Origin of the sequence: Aeromonas media, assembly GCF_000819985.1 — a bacterium.
In the GTDB taxonomy this organism is placed as follows: Bacteria; Pseudomonadota; Gammaproteobacteria; order Enterobacterales; family Aeromonadaceae; genus Aeromonas; species Aeromonas media.
The window spans coordinates 27,476-48,779 of sequence record NZ_CDBZ01000006.1; the positions used below are offsets into that span (position 1 = coordinate 27,476).

Sequence of the window (21,304 nt, forward strand, 5' to 3'; positions counted from 1 at the left end):
GGATCCTGGGCAGATCCCCCGATCTGACGCTGGGGCTCATCTGGCAAGGCGCGGGCGATAAGCAAACACTCACACCCGCGCAGGGGGATTGCACAATTGCGATCCAGTCAGGATCAAATCAGAATATCCCTTTAAGATCAGCAAACTAACGTCAGACACACCGCTAATCTACAGAGTTTTCCACAGCTTTTGTGGATAGTTTACCGATCATTTGAAAGAAAATGACAGTTCCGGTCAGCACTTCCCCTCCCTAGAGCGACCATGAGAAAGGGGCTCCGAAGAGCCCCTTTTGGATAGATTACCAGCCCCTGATATCAGGGACGCAGGGACTTGTCCGCACGGGAGATACCGCAGACACCAGAGCGCACCACCTCGATGATCTCGTTGGTCTGGGCGGCAGTCTTGATGAAGGCGTCCAGCTTCTCGCTGGTGCCCACCAGCTGCACTGTGTACTGCTCGGGGGTGACGTCCACAATCTGGCCACGGAAGATATCCGCCAGCCGTTTCAGCTCGTCGCGGGCACCACCGGCGGCGCGTGCCTTGACCAGGGCGATCTCCCGCTCGATGTGCTCCCCTTCGCTCAAATCGCACACCTTGAGCACGTCCACCAGCTTGTGCAACTGCTTCTGGATCTGCTCCAGCACCCGCTCGTCACCCATGGTGACGATGGTCATGCGCGACAGGGTGGGATCCTCGGTGGGGGCCACCGTCAGGGTCTCGATGTTGTAGCCGCGCTGGGAGAAGAGGCCCACCACACGGCTCAGGGCGCCGGATTCGTTCTCCAGCAGAACGGAAATTATATGTCTCATCAGGTCCTCTCCGTCTTGCTCAGCCACATCTCGTCCATGGCACCGAACTTTATCTGCATCGGATAAACGTGTTCATCCGGGTCGACCGAGATGTCCATGAACACCAGCCGATCCTTCATGGCGAACGCCTTCTCCATGGCGCTCTCCAGCTCGGCCGGATCGCTCACCGCGATGCCGACGTGGCCATAGGCTTCCGCCAGCTTGACGAAGTCCGGCAGGGATTCCATGTAGGAGTGGCTGTGACGGCCGCCGTAGAACATCTTCTGCCACTGCTTGACCATGCCCAGCGCGCGGTTGTTGATGGAGATGATCTTGATGGGCACCCCGTACTGCATGCAGGTGGAGAGCTCCTGGATGTTCATCTGCACAGAGCCGTCGCCGGTGACGCAGCAGACCACGGCATCCGGGTTGGCAAACTGGGCCCCCATGGCGGCGGGAATGCCGAAGCCCATGGTGCCGAGACCGCCGGAGTTGATCCACTGGCGCGGCTTGGCGAACGGGTAGTAGAGGGCGGCAAACATCTGGTGCTGGCCCACGTCGGAGGCGACGAAGGCCTCCCCCTTGGTCACCTTATAGAGCGCCTCTATGACCTGCTGCGGCTTGATCAGGGTGGGGTGGGTCTCGTAGGCCAGGCAGTTGCGGGAGCGCCACTGATCGATCTGGCTCCACCAGTCCGCCAGCGCCTGCTTGTCGTTGTCGAAGCCGCACTCGCGGATCACTTCCAGCATCTGCTCCAGCACGGTTTCCACCGAGCCGACGATGGGCACATGGGCCTGCACCGTCTTGGAGATGGAGGTGGGGTCTATGTCGATGTGGACTATGGTCGCATTGGGGCAGAACTTGCTCACGTTGTTGGTGACGCGGTCATCGAAGCGGGCACCCACGGCGAAGATGAGATCCGCGTTGTGCATGCTCTTGTTCGCTTCGAAGGTGCCGTGCATGCCGAGCATACCGATGAACTGCGGATGGGTACCGCTGAAGGCCCCCAGCCCCATGAGGGTGGTGGTCACCGGCAGGTTCAGCAGCTCCGCCAGCTTGGTCACCAGATGATCCGCATTGGCGTTGATGGCGCCACCGCCCACGTACATGACCGGGCGGCTCGCCTCGGTCAGCAGCTTGGCAGCACGCTTGATCTGGCCCTTGTGTCCGGCCTTGGTCGGATTGTAGGAGCGCAGGGAAACGGACTCGGGATACTGGTAGGGGAATTTCTCTTTCGGGTTCTGCACGTCCTTGGGCAAGTCCACCACCACGGGCCCCGGGCGGCCACTGGCGGCAATGTAGTAGGCCTTCTTGATGGCCTCTGGAATCTCGCTGGCCTTCTTGCACAAGAAGCTGTGCTTCACCACAGGGCGGGAGATGCCGATCATGTCGGTCTCCTGGAACGCGTCCTCCCCTATCATGCTGGTCGGCACCTGACCGGACAGGATCACCAGGGGGATCGAGTCCATGTAGGCGGTGGCGATGCCGGTGATGCAGTTGGTGGCGCCGGGACCCGAGGTCACCAGCACAGTGCCCACCTTGCCGGTGGAGCGGGCGTAACCGTCCGCCATGTGCACCGCGGCCTGCTCGTGCCGCACCAGGACATGCTCCATCTTGCCGTTTTCGAAGAGAGCGTCATAGATGTCGAGCACTGAGCCACCAGGGTAGCCGAAAACGTGTTCCACTCCCTGATCTTCCAGCGCTCTAACCACCATCTGGGCGCCTGATAACATCTCCATGATAAAGCCCTCCAGGCTTTGCTCCGTTAAGCGAAAGCTACCGACAGTCCGCTGCTTCCCGGCAGCGCCGATCCGTCTCTTGTTGTTGTCTGCATCCAGACCAGGCGAGTTCGGAGCCGTCGATAGTAGAAAAATAGGTTTTTTCCATCATTCACCCGAAAAGCGGGTGAAAAACCAACTTAACCCGCTTGTGAACGCTTGTCCACGGCTTTGTCTGAGCAGAACAGTCATAAATTTCAAACAGCTATTAACATTCAGTGACTTGGTCACCAGACCGGAAACAAAGCGGGGAGTATGGGGGGGAAACTAGCGGATCATGCTGCCAATCAGGATAGAGATGGAAATAAATGGCCCGCCCCCAGAGGGCGGGCCGTCAAAACCATAACGTTTTAGTGCTCGTCTTCCGGCTCCGCCAGCCAGATCTGCTGATCCGGATCCGTCTCTTCACAGACCGAGATGCTGACCCCCATGTCGAGCAGCTCATGCAGGGTGAGATTGTCTGCCAGGGTCATGGTGTCGCCGTTTTCATTGGTAAAGCGCATGGTGTCCGTCCTCTCCTTGGTGGGATCAATTCAGTCTAGTCAAAGGCGCTGAGTTGCGATAACCAGGGACGGGACAATGCCGGGTTGCCCGCCAACTCGCTAAGGCGATCGCACACCTCCTCCGGAAAGAGGGTCCTGGCCCACAGGCGGCGGGAGAGAGACTCAATATCTTCCTCGGTACCGGCCAGCAGCCAGTCGGCCAGCGCCCCCGCCACATCGGGGTAATGCACTCTGCCGGGTGCCGGTGCCTCCAGCCAGGCTCTCACCGCATTGACATCCAGCGTCTCCATCAACTGGGCCAGCCCTATCAACTCCAGCGTCCTGCCGTTGGTCAGCTGCTCGAACTGGCCGCCCAGAGGCTTGACCAAGAGCTTCTTGCCCAGCGACAGCGCCTCCGAGGCCAGTTCAAACCCCGCATTGCTGATGACACCCCGGCAACCGGCCAGCGCCAACTTGAAGCCCTCACGGGCCGCCGGTTCGAAGCGGATGTTGCGCCATTGACTGGCCTTGCGAAGACCGGGGTGAAAGCAGACGAATCGCTGCTGGCTGAAGCGCGACAACAGCGCAGCTATCTGCTCTGTCTGCTCGAATGGCAGATAGACCAGGATCTGCTGGTTGTCCGGAACCGGGGTCATGGGATCTATGATGGGGGGCAGCAGCGGCTGACCGAAATGGAACCAGTGCAACCCCAGAGAGCGGCTCACCGGGGCGAAGTGGCGCATCAGCTGACGGTTGAAACCACTCTCCCCCCAGCGCGGAATGGGCCAGTCGAAGCTGGCCTGATGGCTGATGGTCAGACTGGTTTTTTGCCAGCGCCGGGCTGCATGGGCACTGAGTGGCTCAAAATCGCTGATCACCAGATCGTAATCCCGGCAATCCAGCGCTCGCATGTCCTGCCAGAAGCGCAGGGGAGAGAGTCCCTTGAGGGTACGCCAGCCCGAGATGCAGCCCTGATGGCTGACGAAACTGATGCCGGGAAAGGTGCGGTACTCCCCGAACTCCCCCATCTCGAAGTAGCCGTCGGCGGCGCGCCCGCTGAACAGGTAGTCGACCTCTATCCCCCTGGCCTTCAGGGCGCGCGCCAGAGTCCTGCTGCGGCTGATATGACCGTTGCCGGTCCCCTGTACCCCGAACAGTATCCTCATCCCTGGCTCCAGCCGAGCGCCCACAGGGCGCAGCCGCCCCCGAGCAGGGCGCCGGCCACCAGATCGCTCAGATAGTGCACCCCGAGCAGCAGGCGCGACGCCCCGACCAATATGGCCCAGAGAAACAACAGCGGCGCCCAGAGCGGAAAACTTGCCGCCAGCACGGTGGCCATCAGGAAGGCGGCGGCGGTATGGCCGGAGGGCAGGCTGTAGCGATCGGAGGGGGTGATGAAGACCGGCAAGCCCACGGGGCGCTGACGTCTCAGGGCATTCTTAAGCAGCAGATAGAGCGGCAGCTCGGCGGCAAAGGCCAGCAGGGCGACTTGCACCACTTCCCGCTGCGCCTCTCCCTGCCACCAGAGCAGGGCGGCCAGCACAGCGTAGAGGGGGCCGTCACCGGTGCGGGAGATGAGCCGGCTGATCCTGGCCTGTGGCCCGTTGTAGGGATGAAGCAGACAGACGCGGCACACCCGCAGGTCCCATTGCTGGATCTTGTTCATCACGCCTCCTGCTCCTGAGTCTTGCCTGCAGACTAGGGCGCTGGAGTGACACTTGGTTGAAGGAGAGATAACAGATTTGTGAAATGAGCTATGCAAAAAAGGGCCATGCGGCCCTTTTTTCAGTTTTTACCCGGGAAGACTCAGTTCAGGGAACCGCGCAGGCCGTTCTCCATCAACTGGCAGTTGTGGGCCGCCAACCGGCTCATGAAACTCTCGTCCACCGTCAGGCCGAACACCTGCTCGTAGAGATCCTTCATCACGAAGGGCTGCCACATCATGCTGAGGAAGGAGATCTTCAGCATCTCGGGATCCAGGTTGTCGCCCAGCTGGCCATTGGAGCGCATGGATTCGAGCAGGGCATCGAACTGGGGCAGTTGACGCTCCAGCAGACGATTCAACACAAAATCCCGCCCTGGGCTTTTTTCGGTTGATAATGCGCTGGAGATGGCGGAAGTCAGCTCGCTGTTTGGCGCCATCACCTGATAGTAGGTATTGAGCAGATCAGTCAGGCTGCGGTTGCTGCTCTCGTCATGCCAGGCCTGATCCAGCGGCTCGGCCACATCCCCCAGCACCGCCTTGTAGAGGCCCTCTTTGCTGCCGAAGTAGTAATGGATCATCGCCAGATTGGAGCCTGCCAGCTCGGCGATCTCGCGGGTCGTCACCTTGCTGTAGGGGGTGTTGAGAAAACGTTCGCGTGCGGCGGCGAGCAGCTTGTCACGAATGTCGGAACGTCCGACCGGACGGCCAGGTCTGCGTTTTTCCATGGAATACCTCAGATAATTCAGCAAGGGCTGATAAGTCGATCTGATTGTGCGGGTGATCGAGTACAGCAGGAACGACCAGATAATCAGGCATGAACCGAATATGGGACAAGGAAATTTGCACTCCTTTACAATCCGATTAAATAACACAGTGAATTGAACCTGTCCTTTCGAGTTGACACAGCATAAAAATCTCGATATTGGTAGTAGCGTTATCGACTGGAAGGATTGAGTCATCATGCATATTGCCGCTCCGCTACTACTGCTCCCCCTAATCGCGACTTCTCGCGCGGGATCCTTGTAGCCGGGCTAAGGCATAGCCGGAATTTACAAAAACCCGTGCACCCCGCACGGGTTTTTTTATGCCAATGCAGGATGCACGCACCGAACTTAGGAAGAGGGAAGTCACATGTCAGATCGAGTCATCATATTCGATACCACCTTGCGTGATGGCGAGCAGGCGCTGTCGGCCAGCTTGACGGTCAAGGAGAAGCTGCAGATTGCCCAGGCGCTGGAACGACTCGGTGTCGACATCATGGAAGTGGGCTTCCCTGTCTCCTCCCCCGGTGATTTTCAATCGGTGCAGACCATAGCCCGCCACATCAAGAACAGCCGTGTCTGCGCCCTGGCCCGCGCCCTGCCCAAAGACATCGATGCCGCCGGCGAAGCCTTGCGGGTCGCCGAAGCCTTCCGTATCCACACCTTTATCTCCACCTCCTCCATCCACGTCGAAAGCAAACTGAAGAAGAGTTTCGAAGACGTGCTGGAGATGGGGGTCGGCGCCATCAAGCACGCCCTGCGCTACACAGACGACGTGGAGTTCTCCTGCGAGGATGCGGGCCGCACACCGATTGATAATCTCTGCCGCATGGTGGAGGCCGCCATCAAGGCGGGGGCCCGCACCATCAACATCCCGGATACCGTGGGCTACACGGTGCCGACCGAATTCTCCGGCATCATCCAGACCCTGTTCAACCGAGTGCCGAACATAGACCAGGCCATCATCTCGGTGCACTGCCACGACGATCTGGGCCTCTCGGTGGCCAACTCCATCGGTGCCGTACAGATGGGGGCGCGTCAGATAGAGTGCACCATCAACGGCATCGGCGAGCGGGCGGGCAACTGCTCCCTGGAAGAGGTGGCGATGATCCTGAAAACCCGCGCCGACCTGCTCGGGGTGCACACCAACATCCGCCACAACGAGATCCATCGCACCAGCACGCTCGTCAGTCAGCTGTGCAACATGCCGGTGCAGCCGAACAAGGCCATCGTCGGGGCCAACGCCTTCTCCCACAGCTCCGGCATCCATCAGGACGGCGTGCTCAAGGCCAAGAACACCTACGAAATCATCACCCCCGAGAGCATCGGCCTCACCCAGAACAACCTCAACATGACCTCCCGCTCCGGCCGCCACGTGATCAAGCACCGCATGGAGAGCATGGGCTACGCCGAGAGCAGCTACGATCTCGACCACCTCTACGGCAAATTCCTGGTCCTGGCCGACAAGAAGGGGCAGGTGTTCGATTACGATCTCGAGGCGCTGGCCTTCTTCAGCCAAATCCACGAGGAGCCCGAGCACTTCAAGCTGGAGTACCTCGGGGTGCAGAGCGGCAGCTCTGTGCTGGCCACCGCCTCGGTCAAGCTCAAGGTGGGTCAGGATCTGATCTGCGAAGCGGCCACCGGCAACGGCCCTGTGGATGCTGTCTACCAGTGCATCAACCGCATCACCGGCTACGAGATCCGCATCGACAAGTACGAGCTCAAGGGCAAGGGGGAAGGCAAGAACGCCCTCGGCCAGGTCGACATAGTCGCCGAATACAAGGGTCGCAAATTCCATGGCATGGGGCTGGCAACCGACATCATAGAGTCCTCGGCCCAGGCCCTGGTCCATGTCATCAACAGCATCTGGCGTGCCGATCAGGTCGCCGAGCAGATGGAACGCAATAACAACATCAAATCGGAAACCGTCTGAACAGTGAGTGATCGGTTCACTGAGCAGATGGGACATAAAAACAACACCAAATCGGAAACCGTCTGAGCAGCGAGCGGCTCGCTGAACGGATGGAATGCAATCACAACATCAGGACGGAGACAGTCTGAACAGGCATAGGCTCGCAGTACCGGGTCACTGGGCAGATGGAACTCAAAACAACATCAGGACGGAGAGAGTATGAGCAGTTATCGGATCGCAGTATTGCCGGGGGACGGCATCGGCCCGGAAGTGATGGCCGAGGCCATCAAGGTACTGGAAAAGGTACAGGCCAAATTCGGCTTCTCCCTCGACTATGATCGCCACGACGTCGGTGGCATCGCCATCGACAACCACGGCACCCCGCTGCCCCAAAGCACCATAGCGGGCTGCGAAGCGGCGGATGCCGTGCTGTTCGGCTCGGTCGGCGGCCCCAAGTGGGAGCACCTGCCACCGAACGATCAGCCGGAGCGCGGCGCCCTGCTGCCCCTGCGTGCCCACTTCAAGCTGTTCTGCAACCTGCGCCCGGCCCGTATCTACACCGGCCTGGAGCAGTTCTCCCCGCTGCGTGCCGACATCTCGGATCGCGGTTTTGACATCGCCTGCGTGCGGGAGCTGACCGGTGGCATCTACTTCGGCCAGCCCAAGGGGCGCGAAGGGGAAGGCGCCATGGAGAAGGCATTCGATACCGAGGTGTATCACCGCTTCGAGATCGAGCGCATCGCCAAGATAGCGTTCGAATCGGCCCGGGTGCGCAAGTCCAGGGTCACCTCCATCGACAAGGCCAACGTACTCGCCTCCTCCATCCTGTGGCGCGAGGTGGTCAGCGAGGTCGCCAAGTCCTATCCGGACGTGGCCCTGAACCATATGTACATCGACAACGCCACCATGCAGCTCATCAAGGATCCGTCCCAGTTCGACGTGCTGCTCTGCTCCAACCTGTTCGGTGACATCCTCTCCGACGAGTGCGCCATGATCACCGGCTCCATGGGGCTGCTCCCCTCCGCCAGCCTGAACGAATCCGGCTTCGGCCTGTTCGAGCCGGCCGGTGGCTCGGCCCCCGACATCGCCGGCAAGGGCATTGCGAACCCCATCGCCCAGATCCTCTCCGCCGCCTTGATGCTGCGCTACAGCCTGGGCCAGGAAGCCGCCGCCCAGGCCATAGAGCAGGCCGTGGCCCAGGCTCTGGCCGAGGGTTACTTCACCGCCGACCTGCATCAGGGTAACGCACAGCACCCGGTGCAGAGCACCGCCGAGATAGGCAGCCAGATAGCCGCACGGATCTGAGCCACGCAGCACATAACAAGGAATACAGAGCAATGTCCAAGACCCTCTATCAGAAAGTGTTCGACGCCCACGTGGTCCAGGAAGTGGAAGGGGAAACCCCCCTCATCTACATCGACCGCCACCTGGTGCATGAAGTGACCAGCCCGCAGGCGTTCGACGGCCTGCGCGCCATGAAGCGCCCGCTGCGCCGCCCGGATCTGACCTGGGCCACCATGGATCACAACGTCTCCACCACCACCAAGGACATCGCCGCCTCCGGCGAGATGGCCCGCATCCAGATGGAGACTCTGGCCGCCAACTGCAAGGAGTTCGGGGTCCGTCTCTACGATCTCAACCACAAATACCAGGGCATAGTCCACGTGATGGGTCCCGAGCTCGGCATCACTCTGCCCGGCACCACCATCGTCTGCGGCGACTCCCACACCGCCACTCATGGCGCCTTCGGGTCGCTCGCGTTTGGCATCGGTACTTCCGAAGTGGAACATGTGATGGCGACCCAGACCCTGAAGCAGGGCCGGGCCAAGACCATGCGTATCTCTGTCAACGGCAAGCTGGCCGAAGGCATCAGCGCGAAAGACGTGGTGCTGGCCATCATAGGCAAGGTCGGCGCTGCCGGCGGTACCGGTTATGTGGTGGAGTTCGCAGGCGATGCCATCACGGGTCTCTCCATGGAAGGGCGCATGACGGTGTGCAACATGGCCATCGAGCTCGGCGCCAAGGCAGGCATGATAGCACCGGACCAGACCACCATCGACTACATCCAGGGCAAGGTATTCGCCCCCACCGGCGAGGCGCTGGCGAAGGCCATCGCCTACTGGCAAACCCTCAAGAGCGATGCCGATGCCAGATTCGATGCCGAAGTGGTGCTGGACGCCGCCGCCATCGCCCCTCAGGTGACCTGGGGCACCAACCCGGGCCAGGTGATTGCCGTCAATGAACCCATTCCTGCGCCGGAGTCGTTTGCCGACCTGATGGAGCAGCAGTCCGCCCGCAAGGCGCTTGCCTACATGGACTTGCAACCGGGCCAGAAGCTCTGTGATGTCACCATCGACAAGGTGTTCATCGGCTCCTGCACCAACAGCCGCATCGAGGATCTGCGCGCCGCCGCCGCCATCGCCCGTGGCCGCAAGGTGGCCGCCGGGGTACAGGCCCTGGTGGTGCCGGGCTCCGAGCAGGTGAAGGCCCAGGCCGAAGCCGAGGGGCTGGACAAGATCTTCCTCGAGGCGGGTTTTGAGTGGCGCCTGCCCGGCTGCTCCATGTGTCTGGCCATGAACAACGACCGGCTGCAACCGGGGGAGCGCTGCGCCTCCACCAGCAACCGCAACTTCGAAGGGCGTCAGGGCCGTGCCGGCCGCACCCACCTGGTGAGCCCGGCCATGGCCGCCGCCGCCGCCGTCACCGGCCGCTTCGCCGACATTCGCGCACTCTAAGAGGAAACAGCGATGACAGGATTCAAACAGCATAAAGGGATCGTCGTCCCCCTCGACAGCGCCAACGTCGACACCGACGCCATCATTCCCAAGCAGTTTTTGCAGAAGGTCAACCGCATCGGTTTTGGCAAGCACCTGTTCCACGACTGGCGCTTCCTGGACGATGCAGGCCAGCAGCCGAACCCCGAGTTTGTGCTGAACCAGCCGCAATTCGCCGGCGCCAGCATACTGCTGGCCAGGGAGAACTTCGGCTGCGGCTCGAGCCGCGAGCACGCCCCCTGGGCGCTGGCGGACTACGGCTTCAAGACCATCATTGCCCCGAGCTTTGCCGACATCTTCTACGGCAACGCCATCAACAACGGCATGGTGCCGGTACGCCTGAAAGAAGAAGAGGTCGAGGCCCTGTTCCAGCTGGTTGCCGCCCAGCCGGGTATCGAGATCGACGTGGATCTGGAGGCGAACCAGGTGCGCGCCGGTGAGCTCAGCTTCAGTTTCGAGATCGACGAGTTTCGCCGCTACTGCCTGCTCAACGGGCTGGATGCCATCGGCCTGACCCTGCAGCACGAGGCCGCCATCAGCGCCTTCGAGGCGAAACAGCCGAGCTGGATCTGACGCGCCAGCTGCAAGAAAACGAGTAGAATCAACAGGGAGCCGAGGCTCCCTGTTTTATTGTCGGGTCGCTGTACAAGGCCCGCCACCTCTGCATGTCCGACAGGAGACACCTATGTCCGCAAGGGGCGCCCTTTCACTGCTCTGCCTGCTGCTCAGCCTCCCGGCCCTGGGCGGACAGACCTACTTCAACAGCAACGGCGGCCAGCTCAACGTCGGCTGGCAGGACAGGGATGGCAAGGCCCAGCAACTCAGCTACCGGCTGGAGGCGGGCAAACTGCCGCCGCTCATCGCCTATCGCCCGGCCAGGATGCAGGAAGAGGTGTTGCAGAGCTTGCTGCGGCAGGCTGCACTTGAGTTCCCCGAGGTGCAGTTCTCCCTCTCTCGCCCCAGCCTCGCCCTCAGCCTCAAGAGCCGCAACGCCGACAAGGCCAGGGAAGCCTCGCTATGGGTCAAGCCGGAGCAGGCCAGACTGGAGGCCGAGTGGCTCAAGCAGCACTACTTCCAGCCCTTCACCCCACCCGACGGCGCCCCCGCCATCAAGCAGGATCATGTACGCATCGCCCTGGAGAGCCGCGCCGAACTGGCGCCCCTGGCCGAACAGCTCAAGCAGGAGGGGGCCACAGAGACAGAGGCGCGCCAGAAGACGGTGGAGCACATGCTCGACTTCATCCAGGCCATCCCTTATCAGCTGCTCGACAGCCAGTCGGGGCGATCGGGCAAGGGCTTTCTGAGCCCGCGCCAGGTGCTGGAGCAGAACCGGGGGGACTGCGACAGCAAGGTGACCCTGATGGCGGCCCTGCTGGCCCAGCGCTTTCCCGAGCTGAAGCAGGCCATGGTGTTCGTGCCGGGCCATGCCCTGCTGGGAGTCGCGCTGCCGGCTGGCCCGGGTCAGGCGACCCTGAGCTGGCAAGGGGAAACCTATCTGCTGCTGGAACCGACCGGCCCAGCCCAGCTCCCCATGGGCCAGATCGCCGCCACCAGCAAGACGCTGGTCGACAGCAAGCAGTTGAGCGTCCAACCCGTGCTGGCCAGCCACTGAGTCGCCCCCGGAGCGGAGATCCGGGCGGGAAGGCAAGGTTGGCCCGGGCCGAAAATGCATCGACCAGCCGGTGGCTGGTCGATGGAACAGGGTGGCGTGCGGACTCAGGTCAGCGGCAGAAACTCCAGGGCCAGCAAGAGTCCACCCTCCTCCTCCAGCACCCGCACTATGCGGGCCTGAGCCTCGAAGGGGGGCAGCAGGTTGCTGCTGGTGGCCAGGCTCACCCGGATGGGTTGGGCCAGATCAAACCCGTGTTCGTTCACCTCGACCCCCATGCCATTGGCGCTGAGATCCCGGCAGACTCCTTCAAGCACCTGCTGGTGCTGGAACAGGGTGACAGGGGCGTTGATGACCATGCGCTGGAAGGCACGTCTTTCCTTGGTGCTGGTGATCACTGGGGGCATCCTCCTTGGTGGTGGCTCGCACGGCGCGGCCCGTGAAACATAGTGCTGGCCTCCCCCAAAGAAGGTCAATACAATGCGGTTCGTTGCTCAAACGGGGTGCGGTTTACCGCTGAGATTATACCCGTGAACCTGATCCAGATAATGCTGGCGGAGGAATTTGAGGCATGGCGCGCGTTTTTGCGCCCTCATCCGCTGGCCCTCACCACAAGAGAGGTGCCATTGATGCGCAGACCGCTGCCCATGGCACCTCAGTACTCACAGGAGTGCCATTGATGAAGACCCTGCTGCTGCTCGCGACCGGCCTGCTCTCTGCCCAGGCATTTGCCGCCGACACCCTCACCGTCTACACCTACAGCTCCTTCGCCGCAGAATGGGGCCCGGGTCCCAAGATCAAGCAGGCCTTCGAGAAGGAGTGCGGCTGCACCCTCAATCTGGTGGCCCTGGAAGACGGTGTCGCCATCCTCAACCGGCTGCGGCTGGAAGGCCAGCACAACAAGGCAGACCTGGTGCTGGGGCTGGACGATGCCCTGGTCAGCGAGGCCAAGCAGAGCGGCCTGTTCGCCCCCCATCACACCAGGCTCGACGCCCTCAAGGTACCGGGTGGCTGGCAGGATAACACCTTCGTCCCCTATGACTACGGCTACTTCGCCTTCGTCTACGACAAGGACAAACTCAAGCAGCCCCCCAAGAGCCTGAAAGAGCTGGTGGAACGCCAGGATCTCAAGGTGATCTATCAGGATCCCCGCACCTCCACCCCGGGTCAGGGGCTGATGCTCTGGATGAAGTCTGTCTATGGCGATCAGGCCCCCGCCGCCTGGGAACAGCTGGCCAAAAAGACGGTCACCGTCACCAAGGGCTGGTCGGAGGCCTATGGCATGTTCCTCGACGGCGAGGCGGACATGGTGCTCTCCTATACCACCTCCCCCGCCTATCACCTGATCGCCGAGAACAAACCCCAGTATCAGGCGGCCGCCTTCGCGGAAGGGCATTACCGTCAGGTGGAAGTGGCCGCCAAGCTGAAAAGCGCTGCCCAGGACAAGCTGGCTGACCAGTTCCTGCAGTTCATGGTGAGCCCGGCCTTCCAGCAGGAGATCCCCGCCGGCAACTGGATGTACCCGGTGAGCGACCAGCCGCTGCCCAAGGGCTTCGAGCAGATGATCACGGTCGCCAAGCCGCTGAGCTTCACCTCTGATGAAGTGGCCGCCAATCGCAAGAACTGGATCCGCGAATGGCTGCAAGCCGTCACCCAGTGAACGCAGACACTCGTCCTCTCTGGTGGCTGCCAGGCAGTGCGGCCACCTTTCTGATCCTGCTGTTGTCCCTCGGGCCGCTCGCGGCCCTGCTGTGGCAGGCGGGCACCTTGTCTCCCCGCACTCTGTTGGCCGATCCCTACCTGCGCCATGTGCTGGGCTTCAGCCTGGGGCAGGCGCTGCTCTCCACCCTGCTGAGCCTGGGGCTTGCCATTCCGGTCGCCCGGGCCCTGGCGCGGCGCCGCTTCCCCGGCCGTCGCCTGCTGCTCAAGCTGTTCGGCCTCTCCCTGGTGCTACCGGTCATCATCGCCATCTTCGGCATGGTCGCGGTGCACGGTCGCCAGGGCTGGTTGCCACAGCTGCTGCGCGGCCTGGGGCTGGATCCCGGCAACTACCTGTACGGCCTGTTCGGTATCCTGCTGGCCCATGTGTTCTTCAACATGCCGCTGGCAGCCAGACTCATCCTGCAGAGCATAGAGAGCATCCCCGAATCCTCCTGGCGCCTCGCCAGCCAGCTCGGCATGCGCTCCTCCCATATCTTCCGGCTACTGGAGTGGCCGCTCATCCGCGGCATACTGCCGGGGCTCGCCAGCCTCATCTTCATGCTCTGCTTCACCAGCTTCACCACAGTGCTGGCGCTGGGCGGCGGCCCCAAGTCCACCACCCTGGAAGTGGCCGTCTATCAGGCACTGCGTTTCGATTTCGATCTCGCCACCGCGGGCGGACTGGCGCTGGTACAGCTGCTGCTGACCGTCGCCCTGCTCCTGCTGCAACACAGGCTGCAGACCACCCCGGCCAGCCGTCTCACCAGCCGCCGCCCCTGCCTGAGGCCGGATCGCCATCAGCCGGGGACAGGCCTGGTGGATGGGCTGGCCCTTGCCACCGGGCTTGCCATCTTCCTGCCGCCGCTGCTAGCCATAGTCGTGGCCGGTTTCAACCCCGGTCTGCTGACGGCGCTGGCATCCCCCCAGCTGTGGCAGGCGGGCGGCCAGTCCCTGGCCATTGCCCTGGCGGCCGGGTCGCTGGCGACCCTGCTCGGCGCCAGTCTGCTGCTCACCAGCCGCCACCTGAGGGTGCGCGGGCGCAAGCGGCGGGCCGCCGCCCTGTGGGAGGCCAGCGGTTCCATGATCCTGATGATCCCGGCAGTGGTGCTGAGCACCGGGCTGTTCATCATGTTCATGCCCTTCACCGATGTCTTTGCCCTGGGCCCCTGGCTGGTGGTGCTGGTCAACGCCCTGATGGCGCTGCCCTATGTGCTGCGCACCCTCAGCGCCCCCATGCAGTTGGTGGTGCGTCAGTATGACCGGCTGGCGGACAGCCTGGGGGTGCGCGGTCTGCACCGCCTGCGACTGGTTGAGTGGCCTCTGCTGCGCCGCCCGCTGGCGCTCGCCATGGCGCTCTCCATGATATTGTCCCTCGGGGATCTCGGCGCCATCGCCATGTTCGGCAGCCAGGCCCTCACCACCTTGCCCTGGCTGCTCTATCAGCAGCTCGGCAGCTACCGGCTGACCGAGGCGGCCGCCACTGCCCTGATGCTGCTCACGCTCTGTTTCTCCCTGTTCTGGCTGGTTGAGCGGGGTCTTGGAGGAAAAAATGCTGAACATTGAGGCACAAAGCGTACGACTCCACCCTCACCGTTTATTCGGCCAGACAGGCTGGTCAAGCGGCCTCTTGGAGACGACAACATGCTGAACATTGATCAGCTGGTCACCAGCTACCCGGATTGGCGCGTCAGCTTCAGCGCCACCCTGCCCAGAGGGGAGATCACGGCCCTGATAGGACCGAGCGGTGCCGGCAAGTCCACCCTGCTCGGCATGATCGCGGGTTTCGTGCCGGTAGAGTCCGGCCGCCTCAGTTTCGATGACGTCGATCTGCTGCCGCTCGGTCCGGCCGAGCGCCCTGTCACCACCCTGTTTCAGGATCACAACCTCTTCCTGCACCTGTCTGTGTTCGACAACATTGCCATCGGCCTGCACCCGGGCCTGCGCCTGAGTCCGGCACAGCGCGAGCAGGTGAAGCAGGGCGCAGAGCGGGTCGGTCTTGGCGACATGCTGAGCCGCCTGCCGGAGCAGCTCTCCGGCGGCCAGCAACAGCGGGTCGGGCTGGCCCGCGCCATGGTGCGGGGAAAACCGCTGTTGCTGCTGGATGAGCCCTTCTCGGCCCTGGATCCCGCCCTGCGCCGGGAGATGCTGGCCGAAGTGGCCAAGCTTGCCTGCGAGCAGGGCATCACTGTGCTCATGGTGTCCCACAACCCGGAAGATGCCCAGCTTATCGCCGATCAGGTGTTGTTCGTGGACGAAGGCCGCATCGCCCTGCAGGGCAAACCCGACATACTGCAGAACAGCGAGCACCCCGGACTGCTACGTTACCTTGGTCGTGCACAAGGGTAATGACAGCAACGGGATCAAAAAAGGGAAGCCGCTGGCTTCCCTTTTTCCGTATGAAGATAGTCAGTTAAATCAGAGATTTTCCTCGGCGAACGAGGCCAGCCGGCTGCGCACCACCCCGTTCAGGAAGATATTGGCACTGCCGTCGAAGTCCTTGAACCGTTCGACTATGTAGGTCAGCCCCGAGGTCACCGGGCTCAGGTAGTTGGAGTCTATTTGCGCCAGGTTGCCGGAGCAGACTATCTTGGTCCCCTCGCCGCAGCGGGTGATGATGGTCTTGATCTGGGAAGCAGTCAGGTTCTGACACTCGTCCAGCAGCACGAAGGTGTTCTGGATGCTGCGCCCGCGCATGAAGTTGACCGATTTGAACTGGATGTTGGCCTTCTCCATGATGTAGCTGAGGGACCCGCTCATGTTCTCGTCCTGCTTGTGCAGTACTTCCAGGGTGTCGGTCACCGCCGCCAGCCAGGGCATCATCTTCTCTTCTTCGGTACCGGGCAGGAAGCCGATGCTCTCGGCGATCTCCGGGGTGTTACGGGTGACGATCACCTTCTCGTAGATCCCCTTTTCGATCACCAGCTCCAGGGCCGCAGCCATGGCGAGCAATGTCTTGCCGCAGCCCGCCGGGCCGGTCAGGATCACCAGGTCGATGTGCGGATCCAGCAGAGCATCCAGCGCCATCCCCTGATAGACGTTCTTGGGATGCACCCCCCAGGCCTTGCGTGACATCAGCCGCTCGCGGCCCAGATCCTTGAGGCGGATCTTGTTGCTATCGTGGCTCAGCACCCTGGCTGCAAAGAAGTTCTCCTCGTCCAGCAGGTACTGGTTGACGTGTACCCCCTCCAACAGGTTGGCATCGATAACGTGCACCGTATCGCGGCCATGGGTTTCGCTGTCGCACTCGCCGACCCGCTCCCAGAAGCTGCCGGGCACCACCTGGAAACCCTTGGCCAGCAGGCGAATGTCGTCGATGAGCTGGTCGCTGCGATAATCCTCCACATGGGCAAGGCCCGCCCCCTTGGCCTTGAGGCGCATGTTGATGTCTTTGGTGACCAGCACCACCTGGCGTTTCATCTCGTGTTTTTGCAGGTAGAGGGCCGCGTTGATGATGCGGTTGTCCGCCTCCTTGTCGGTGAACACCTCGGCATCCTGGGGCAGATGATGATCGCTGAAGATGGAGATATGACCGCTTGCCTCACCGGCCAGGGCCACCCCCTGCACTATCTGCTCGGGGTTGGCGTCGCGAAACACGTCTTCCAGCGCCCGGATGGCGACCCTGGCATCACGACTGACGTCTTTCTGGCGATCCTTGATGTTGTCGAGCTCTTCGAGCACCGTCATGGGAATGAGCACGTCGTGCTCTTTGAAGGAGTAGATGGCGAGGGGTTCGTGAAGCAGAACGTTGGTATCCAGGATAAACAGCTTTCGGTCCGTGTTGTCCATAAGCATCCTCCTTGGCACTGAAGGTGCCACGTGTGTGAATCTCAGATGTCATTGAAACCACACGGCCGTGACAGTTTTATTACCCCCAACGCTACGCCCGATTTTACCAGCGTGCAACAAATCCCTTTGGCTCCCGCGACTGACTGAACAGAAAATACCCAATAGAAAAGACCGGCCCACAGGCCGGTCTTTTCACACTGCTTTTCGGACTAACCGCACCTGCTAGCCACACTTGGAATCGCCACAGTTTAGGCAGGTCATGCAGCCATCCTTTTGCACCAGCGCCTTGGTGTGGCACTTGTAGCAGAGCGCCGCACTGGCCGGGAAGCCGCTGCCTGCCTGCTGGACGTCAGCCTCCTGTTCGGCCTGGATCTGTGCCTGCTTCTCGGCCAGAAACGCCTGCTGGTGCTCATCCAGCCCGGTGGCCTTGAGCATCCCTATCTCGGTGAGATGGGTCTCGATCACATTGCCAATCTCGGCGATGAGCGACGGCACATACTTGCCCTTGTTCCAATAACCCCCCTTGGGATCGAACACGGACCTCAGCTCCTCCACCAGGAAGGTGACATCTCCACCCTTGCGAAACACCGCAGAGATGATGCGGGTCAGCGCCACTATCCACTGGTAGTGCTCCAGGCTCTTGGAGTTGATGAAGATCTCGAACGGACGGCGCGTCTCGTGGACCGTGCCCTCGTTGAGAATGATGTCGTTGATGGTGATGAACAGCGAGTGCTCGGAGACATGCTCCGGCGTCTTCAGCTTGTAGGTGGTGCCCATCAGCCGCTCCGGACGCAGTACCGTCTCGTGCATGTGCACCACGTCATCCTGAGGAGCCGGCGCTTCTTGCGGCTCATCCCGGGTTTTCACCTTGTAGGCGACGATTTTCCTGTCGATCTTCTTGACCATAATCTGTTCTCAGAATTTACCGTAATAGCCTTCTTTCAAGGCGTCGTAGAGGTTGGCGGCGGTGTGCAGCTCGCCATCGTATTCGATCTCTTCGTTCCCCTTCACCGTGATGACGGAGCCATCCTCCAGAGTGAACTCGTACTGAGTGTTCTCCAGATCCTTCTCCTTCACCAGCACCCCCTGGAAGGCCTCAGGGTTGAAGCGGAAGGTGGTGCAGCCCTTGAGGCCGGAGTCCGAGGCATACATGTAGATGTCCTTGAACTGCTCGAACGGGAAGTCGGTCGGTACGTTGGCCGTCTTGGAGATGGACGAATCTATCCAGCGCTGGGCCGCGGCCTGAATGTCCACGTGCTGGGCCGGGCTGATGTCGTCGGCGGTGATGAAGTAATCCGGCAGACGGCAGGCTTCATCCTCGGTGTAGGGCATGGCGCCAGCATTGATGAGCTCCCGGTAGGCCAGCAGCTCGAAGGAGTAGACATCCACGCTCTCCTTGCTCTTCTTGCCCGCCTTGATGACGTTGCGGCTGTAGTGATGGGCGAAGCTCGGTTCTATGCCGTTGCTGGCATTGTTGGCAAGCGACAGGGAGATGGTACCGGTCGGCGCTATGCTGCTGTGGTGGGTGAAACGCCCACCCACCTCGGCCAGTGCGGCCACCAGGGCGGGAGCCACCTCGGCCACCTGCTGCATGTAGCGGCTGTAGCGCGCATGCAGCACCTTGCCCTTCACCTTGTCGCCGAGCTTGATGCCATCGGCCACCATCTCGGGGCGCAGCCGCAGCATCTTGCCGGTCACCTCGAACTCCTGCTCCATGATGGGAGCCGGGCCCTTCTCTTTCGCCAGCGCCAGGGACTCCTGCCAGCCGGTCATCGCCAGCTCCTGGGAGACCTGCTCGGTGAAGGCGACAGAAGCGGCAGAGCCGTACTTTATCTGCAGCATGGTGAGGGTCGATCCCAGGCCGAGGAAGCCCATGCCGTGGCGGCGCTTGGCGGTGATCTCCTCGCGCTGCTTAGGGAGCGGCAATTGATTGATCTCCACCACGTTGTCCAGCATGCGGGTGAATATGGCCACTACCTTGCGAAACGCCTGCCAGTCGAAGGCGGCACGCTCGGTGAAGGGCTCGCGGACAAACTTGGTCAGATTGACCGACCCCAGCAGGCAGGCGCCATAGGGGGGCAAGGGCTGCTCACCACAGGGGTTGGTGGCGCGGATCTCCTCGCAGAACCAGTTGTTGTTCATCTGGTTCACCTTGTCGATCAAGATGAAACCGGGCTCCGCATAGTCATAGGTGGAGGTCATGATGACGTTCCACAGCTTGCGCGCTGGCAGGGTCTTGTAGACCTTGCAGGCCACCTGCCCCAGTGCATTGATCACCACTCCTTCCTTGTTCGGCCAGTCGGCCCAGAGCACCTGAGCGGGATCATCCAGGGCTATGCCGTCCTGCTCCACCTCTTTGGCGGTGTAGGGGAAGATCAGCTGCCAGGGAGCATCCTCCTTCACCGCCTTGACGAACTCTTCTGTGATCAGCAGGGAGAGGTTGAACTGGCGCAGGCGACCATCTTCCCGCTTGGCCTGAATGAACTCGATCACGTCGGGATGCCGGATATCCATGGTGCCCATCTGGGCGCCGCGACGACCACCGGCTGACGAGACGGTGAAACACATCTTGTCGTAGATATCCATGAAGGAGAGCGGGCCCGAGGTATAGGCCCCGGCGCCGGAGACGAAGGCACCGCGCGGGCGCAGGGTCGAGAAGTCATAGCCGATGCCGCAGCCCGCTTTCAGGGTCAGGCCGGCCTCGTGCACCTTGCCGAGAATGTCGTCCATCGAATCTTCGATGGTGCCGGAGACGGTGCAGTTGATGGTCGAGGTGGCCGGCTTGTGCTCGAAGGCCCCGGCATTGGAAGTGATGCGACCCGCCGGGATGGCGCCATTGCGCAGGGCCCACAGGAAGGGCTCATACCAGGCATCGGGCTCGCTCTCCTGGGCCGCCAGCGCACGGGCAACCCGCTGATAAGTCTCGTCTATGGTGCCATCGATGGGCGCCCCATCCTTGCTCTTGAGGCGATACTTGCTGTCCCAGATCTCGAGGGAGGTTTCCTGCATGGGGATGAGGGCAGAACCGGGTCCACTCTCCAGAACAGGGTTGGATTTAGCCATTTTCAAGCCACCTTATGTGAATGCAACAACGTCATGACAGAGTTAAAAACACAACTAATAGGTTTCATATAAACCAGATAACACTATATATAGTATCTCTCTCACGGGGCGCCGATTCTATCCTAAAAAAATGCCCCGGCCAGCAGATATTTGGGCCAGGGCATTTAACCGGTTCATTTCCCGATGAATTTAACGGGAGGTGAGTTCTCAGGGCTTCTTGACGTACACGCTCGGCGTCTCACCCGCCATGTTCAGATAGAACTCGTAGACACCGTCGGCATCCGGCGAGAACTTCATGTCCTCATACTTGGAGCAGGGGTTGACCGGCACAGGCTCTCCGCCCAGCACGGCAACGCCGTCACTCGGACTCTTGTAGCCGAAGTTGGTACCACAGCTCCAGCCGGAATCGGCGAACTTGAACTTGTAGGGAGCCCATTCTTTCTTGAGCGTGCCCTTGGCCATGTAGAGCTTGTCTGCCACCTTGACCACCTTGCTCTCATCGGTCGCCATCCAGTCGTTCATCTCACCGCGCAGGTAGATGGACTTGCCGTCGAAGTCGCTGTTGTCTGCCGCCTGCTCTGCACCACCATTGGATGCGCAACCGCCTAATACCAGGGTTCCCGCCGCCAGCATCATCGTTACTGTTCTTTTGAACATGTGTCCATTCCTCAGATTATTGTGATTCCTTGGCCCATCGAACGTGGGCAGACGAATTAAAGCAGAGCAGGCATCACAAGAAAGGTAGAGTCATCACATTCTGTGCTTTTTATATCCAGCACGTGGTGATAATGGATAAATATCGAACAGAAGATGGTCGAGGTTTTTGGACCGAGGGAACATGCCGTCAAAGTTAGAGGTCAATTATCAGTCAATGCGCTAATTTTCAGGAAATAAAAAACCCCGCTCATTGAGCGGGGTTTCTTGTATTGGGTGCCTGGCAGTGTC

19 protein-coding genes and 1 riboswitch are annotated in these 21,304 nt (G+C 61.2%); of the genes, 8 read left to right on the forward strand and 11 right to left on the reverse strand.

What is annotated here, in order from left to right:
• Positions 1-314: 314 nt before the first annotated feature.
• The 6 genes from ilvN to BN1127_RS00415 form a co-directional block, all read right to left on the reverse strand.
• On the reverse strand, positions 315-809 hold the full coding sequence (gene ilvN, locus BN1127_RS00395; protein ID WP_025328160.1) for an acetolactate synthase small subunit: 495 nt from the start codon (positions 807-809) through the stop codon (positions 315-317).
• Positions 809-2,527: an acetolactate synthase 3 large subunit gene (locus BN1127_RS00400; protein WP_005323836.1), complete on the reverse strand. Its 1,719-nt coding sequence runs from the start codon at positions 2,525-2,527 to the stop codon at positions 809-811. The genes ilvN and BN1127_RS00400 overlap by 1 nt, the downstream gene beginning before the upstream one ends.
• A 389-nt stretch (positions 2,528-2,916) precedes the next feature.
• On the reverse strand, positions 2,917-3,069 hold the full coding sequence (locus BN1127_RS20970; RefSeq protein ID WP_005323837.1) for a hypothetical protein: 153 nt from the start codon (positions 3,067-3,069) through the stop codon (positions 2,917-2,919).
• A gap of 35 nt (positions 3,070-3,104) precedes the next feature.
• A complete protein-coding gene (locus BN1127_RS00405) occupies positions 3,105-4,214 on the reverse strand; it encodes an MJ1255/VC2487 family glycosyltransferase (protein WP_005323839.1) in 1,110 nt (369 codons plus the stop codon).
• Positions 4,211-4,714 carry a phosphatase PAP2 family protein gene (locus BN1127_RS00410; RefSeq protein WP_005323841.1) on the reverse strand — a complete coding sequence of 168 codons (504 nt, stop codon included), beginning with the start codon at positions 4,712-4,714 and terminating at the stop codon, positions 4,211-4,213. The genes BN1127_RS00405 and BN1127_RS00410 overlap by 4 nt, the downstream gene beginning before the upstream one ends.
• A gap of 140 nt (positions 4,715-4,854) precedes the next feature.
• The gene (locus BN1127_RS00415) at positions 4,855-5,478 is read right to left on the reverse strand and encodes a TetR/AcrR family transcriptional regulator (protein ID WP_005323843.1); all 624 of its coding nucleotides are present in this window, start codon (positions 5,476-5,478) and stop codon (positions 4,855-4,857) included.
• A gap of 406 nt (positions 5,479-5,884) precedes the next feature.
• Here BN1127_RS00415 and leuA point away from each other — a divergent pair, with 406 nt between their 5' ends.
• The 5 genes from leuA to BN1127_RS00440 all read left to right on the forward strand — a co-directional run bounded on the left by leuA (position 5,885) and on the right by BN1127_RS00440 (position 11,812).
• On the forward strand, positions 5,885-7,447 hold the full coding sequence (gene leuA, locus BN1127_RS00420; RefSeq protein ID WP_005323845.1) for a 2-isopropylmalate synthase: 1,563 nt from the start codon (positions 5,885-5,887) through the stop codon (positions 7,445-7,447).
• Between the two features lie 198 nt (positions 7,448-7,645).
• Entirely contained in the window at positions 7,646-8,731 is a 1,086-nt protein-coding gene (leuB, locus tag BN1127_RS00425) for a 3-isopropylmalate dehydrogenase (protein ID WP_005323847.1), read from the forward strand.
• A 32-nt stretch (positions 8,732-8,763) separates the two neighbouring features.
• A complete protein-coding gene (gene leuC, locus BN1127_RS00430) occupies positions 8,764-10,161 on the forward strand; it encodes a 3-isopropylmalate dehydratase large subunit (protein ID WP_005323850.1) in 1,398 nt (465 codons plus the stop codon).
• A 12-nt stretch (positions 10,162-10,173) separates the two neighbouring features.
• Positions 10,174-10,773 carry a 3-isopropylmalate dehydratase small subunit gene (gene leuD, locus BN1127_RS00435; protein ID WP_005323852.1) on the forward strand — a complete coding sequence of 200 codons (600 nt, stop codon included), beginning with the start codon at positions 10,174-10,176 and terminating at the stop codon, positions 10,771-10,773.
• A gap of 112 nt (positions 10,774-10,885) precedes the next feature.
• Positions 10,886-11,812 carry a transglutaminase-like domain-containing protein gene (locus BN1127_RS00440; protein WP_005323854.1) on the forward strand — a complete coding sequence of 309 codons (927 nt, stop codon included), beginning with the start codon at positions 10,886-10,888 and terminating at the stop codon, positions 11,810-11,812.
• 104 nt (positions 11,813-11,916) lie between these two features.
• On the opposite strand, the gene BN1127_RS00445 is transcribed toward BN1127_RS00440, so the two are convergent.
• Positions 11,917-12,207 (reverse strand): PilZ domain-containing protein, encoded by a 291-nt coding sequence (locus BN1127_RS00445; protein WP_005323856.1) that lies wholly within the window; start codon positions 12,205-12,207, stop codon positions 11,917-11,919.
• Positions 12,208-12,298: 91 nt separating this feature from the next.
• Positions 12,299-12,389, forward strand: a riboswitch (TPP riboswitch).
• A 99-nt stretch (positions 12,390-12,488) separates the two neighbouring features.
• On the opposite strand from BN1127_RS00445, the gene thiB reads away from it, so the two are divergent.
• The 3 genes from thiB to thiQ all read left to right on the forward strand — a co-directional run bounded on the left by thiB (position 12,489) and on the right by thiQ (position 15,856).
• Complete coding sequence (thiB, locus tag BN1127_RS00450) at positions 12,489-13,469, forward strand: thiamine ABC transporter substrate binding subunit (protein WP_005323861.1); 981 nt, start codon at positions 12,489-12,491, stop codon at positions 13,467-13,469.
• Complete coding sequence (thiP, locus tag BN1127_RS00455) at positions 13,445-15,073, forward strand: thiamine/thiamine pyrophosphate ABC transporter permease (RefSeq protein ID WP_082029904.1); 1,629 nt, start codon at positions 13,445-13,447, stop codon at positions 15,071-15,073. The genes thiB and thiP overlap by 25 nt, the downstream gene beginning before the upstream one ends.
• A gap of 78 nt (positions 15,074-15,151) precedes the next feature.
• Positions 15,152-15,856 carry a thiamine ABC transporter ATP-binding protein gene (gene thiQ / locus BN1127_RS00460; RefSeq protein WP_005323866.1) on the forward strand — a complete coding sequence of 235 codons (705 nt, stop codon included), beginning with the start codon at positions 15,152-15,154 and terminating at the stop codon, positions 15,854-15,856.
• 69 nt (positions 15,857-15,925) lie between these two features.
• Here the strand turns inward: thiQ and BN1127_RS00465 are convergent, their stop codons facing one another.
• From BN1127_RS00465 to BN1127_RS00480, 4 genes are all read right to left on the reverse strand, one after another.
• Positions 15,926-17,296 (reverse strand): PhoH family protein, encoded by a 1,371-nt coding sequence (locus BN1127_RS00465; RefSeq protein ID WP_041206373.1) that lies wholly within the window; start codon positions 17,294-17,296, stop codon positions 15,926-15,928.
• A gap of 222 nt (positions 17,297-17,518) precedes the next feature.
• The gene (locus BN1127_RS00470; RefSeq protein ID WP_005323870.1) at positions 17,519-18,202 is read right to left on the reverse strand and encodes a TSCPD domain-containing protein; all 684 of its coding nucleotides are present in this window, start codon (positions 18,200-18,202) and stop codon (positions 17,519-17,521) included.
• Positions 18,203-18,211: 9 nt separating this feature from the next.
• Positions 18,212-20,359: an adenosylcobalamin-dependent ribonucleoside-diphosphate reductase gene (locus BN1127_RS00475; protein ID WP_005323871.1), complete on the reverse strand. Its 2,148-nt coding sequence runs from the start codon at positions 20,357-20,359 to the stop codon at positions 18,212-18,214.
• Positions 20,360-20,566: 207 nt separating this feature from the next.
• A complete protein-coding gene (locus tag BN1127_RS00480; protein WP_041206375.1) occupies positions 20,567-21,016 on the reverse strand; it encodes an early set domain-containing protein in 450 nt (149 codons plus the stop codon).
• Positions 21,017-21,304 lie beyond the last annotated feature (288 nt).

Excerpts from the sequence above, each read along its gene's own strand:
- ilvN (WP_025328160.1), bottom strand. The coding sequence starts at position 809 with ATGAGACATATAATTTCCGTTCTGCTGGAGAACGAATCCGGCGCCCTG.
- BN1127_RS00400 (WP_005323836.1), bottom strand. The coding sequence starts at position 2,527 with ATGGAGATGTTATCAGGCGCCCAGATGGTGGTTAGAGCGCTGGAAGAT.
- BN1127_RS20970 (WP_005323837.1), bottom strand. The coding sequence starts at position 3,069 with ATGCGCTTTACCAATGAAAACGGCGACACCATGACCCTGGCAGACAAT.
- BN1127_RS00405 (WP_005323839.1), bottom strand. The coding sequence starts at position 4,214 with ATGAGGATACTGTTCGGGGTACAGGGGACCGGCAACGGTCATATCAGC.
- BN1127_RS00410 (WP_005323841.1), bottom strand. The coding sequence starts at position 4,714 with ATGAACAAGATCCAGCAATGGGACCTGCGGGTGTGCCGCGTCTGTCTG.
- BN1127_RS00415 (WP_005323843.1), bottom strand. The coding sequence starts at position 5,478 with ATGGAAAAACGCAGACCTGGCCGTCCGGTCGGACGTTCCGACATTCGT.
- leuA (WP_005323845.1), top strand. The coding sequence starts at position 5,885 with ATGTCAGATCGAGTCATCATATTCGATACCACCTTGCGTGATGGCGAG.
- leuB (WP_005323847.1), top strand. The coding sequence starts at position 7,646 with ATGAGCAGTTATCGGATCGCAGTATTGCCGGGGGACGGCATCGGCCCG.
- leuC (WP_005323850.1), top strand. The coding sequence starts at position 8,764 with ATGTCCAAGACCCTCTATCAGAAAGTGTTCGACGCCCACGTGGTCCAG.
- leuD (WP_005323852.1), top strand. The coding sequence starts at position 10,174 with ATGACAGGATTCAAACAGCATAAAGGGATCGTCGTCCCCCTCGACAGC.
- BN1127_RS00440 (WP_005323854.1), top strand. The coding sequence starts at position 10,886 with ATGTCCGCAAGGGGCGCCCTTTCACTGCTCTGCCTGCTGCTCAGCCTC.
- thiB (WP_005323861.1), top strand. The coding sequence starts at position 12,489 with ATGAAGACCCTGCTGCTGCTCGCGACCGGCCTGCTCTCTGCCCAGGCA.
- thiP (WP_082029904.1), top strand. The coding sequence starts at position 13,445 with ATGGCTGCAAGCCGTCACCCAGTGAACGCAGACACTCGTCCTCTCTGG.
- thiQ (WP_005323866.1), top strand. The coding sequence starts at position 15,152 with ATGCTGAACATTGATCAGCTGGTCACCAGCTACCCGGATTGGCGCGTC.
- BN1127_RS00465 (WP_041206373.1), bottom strand. The coding sequence starts at position 17,296 with ATGGACAACACGGACCGAAAGCTGTTTATCCTGGATACCAACGTTCTG.
- BN1127_RS00470 (WP_005323870.1), bottom strand. The coding sequence starts at position 18,202 with ATGGTCAAGAAGATCGACAGGAAAATCGTCGCCTACAAGGTGAAAACC.
- BN1127_RS00475 (WP_005323871.1), bottom strand. The coding sequence starts at position 20,359 with ATGGCTAAATCCAACCCTGTTCTGGAGAGTGGACCCGGTTCTGCCCTC.
- BN1127_RS00480 (WP_041206375.1), bottom strand. The coding sequence starts at position 21,016 with ATGTTCAAAAGAACAGTAACGATGATGCTGGCGGCGGGAACCCTGGTA.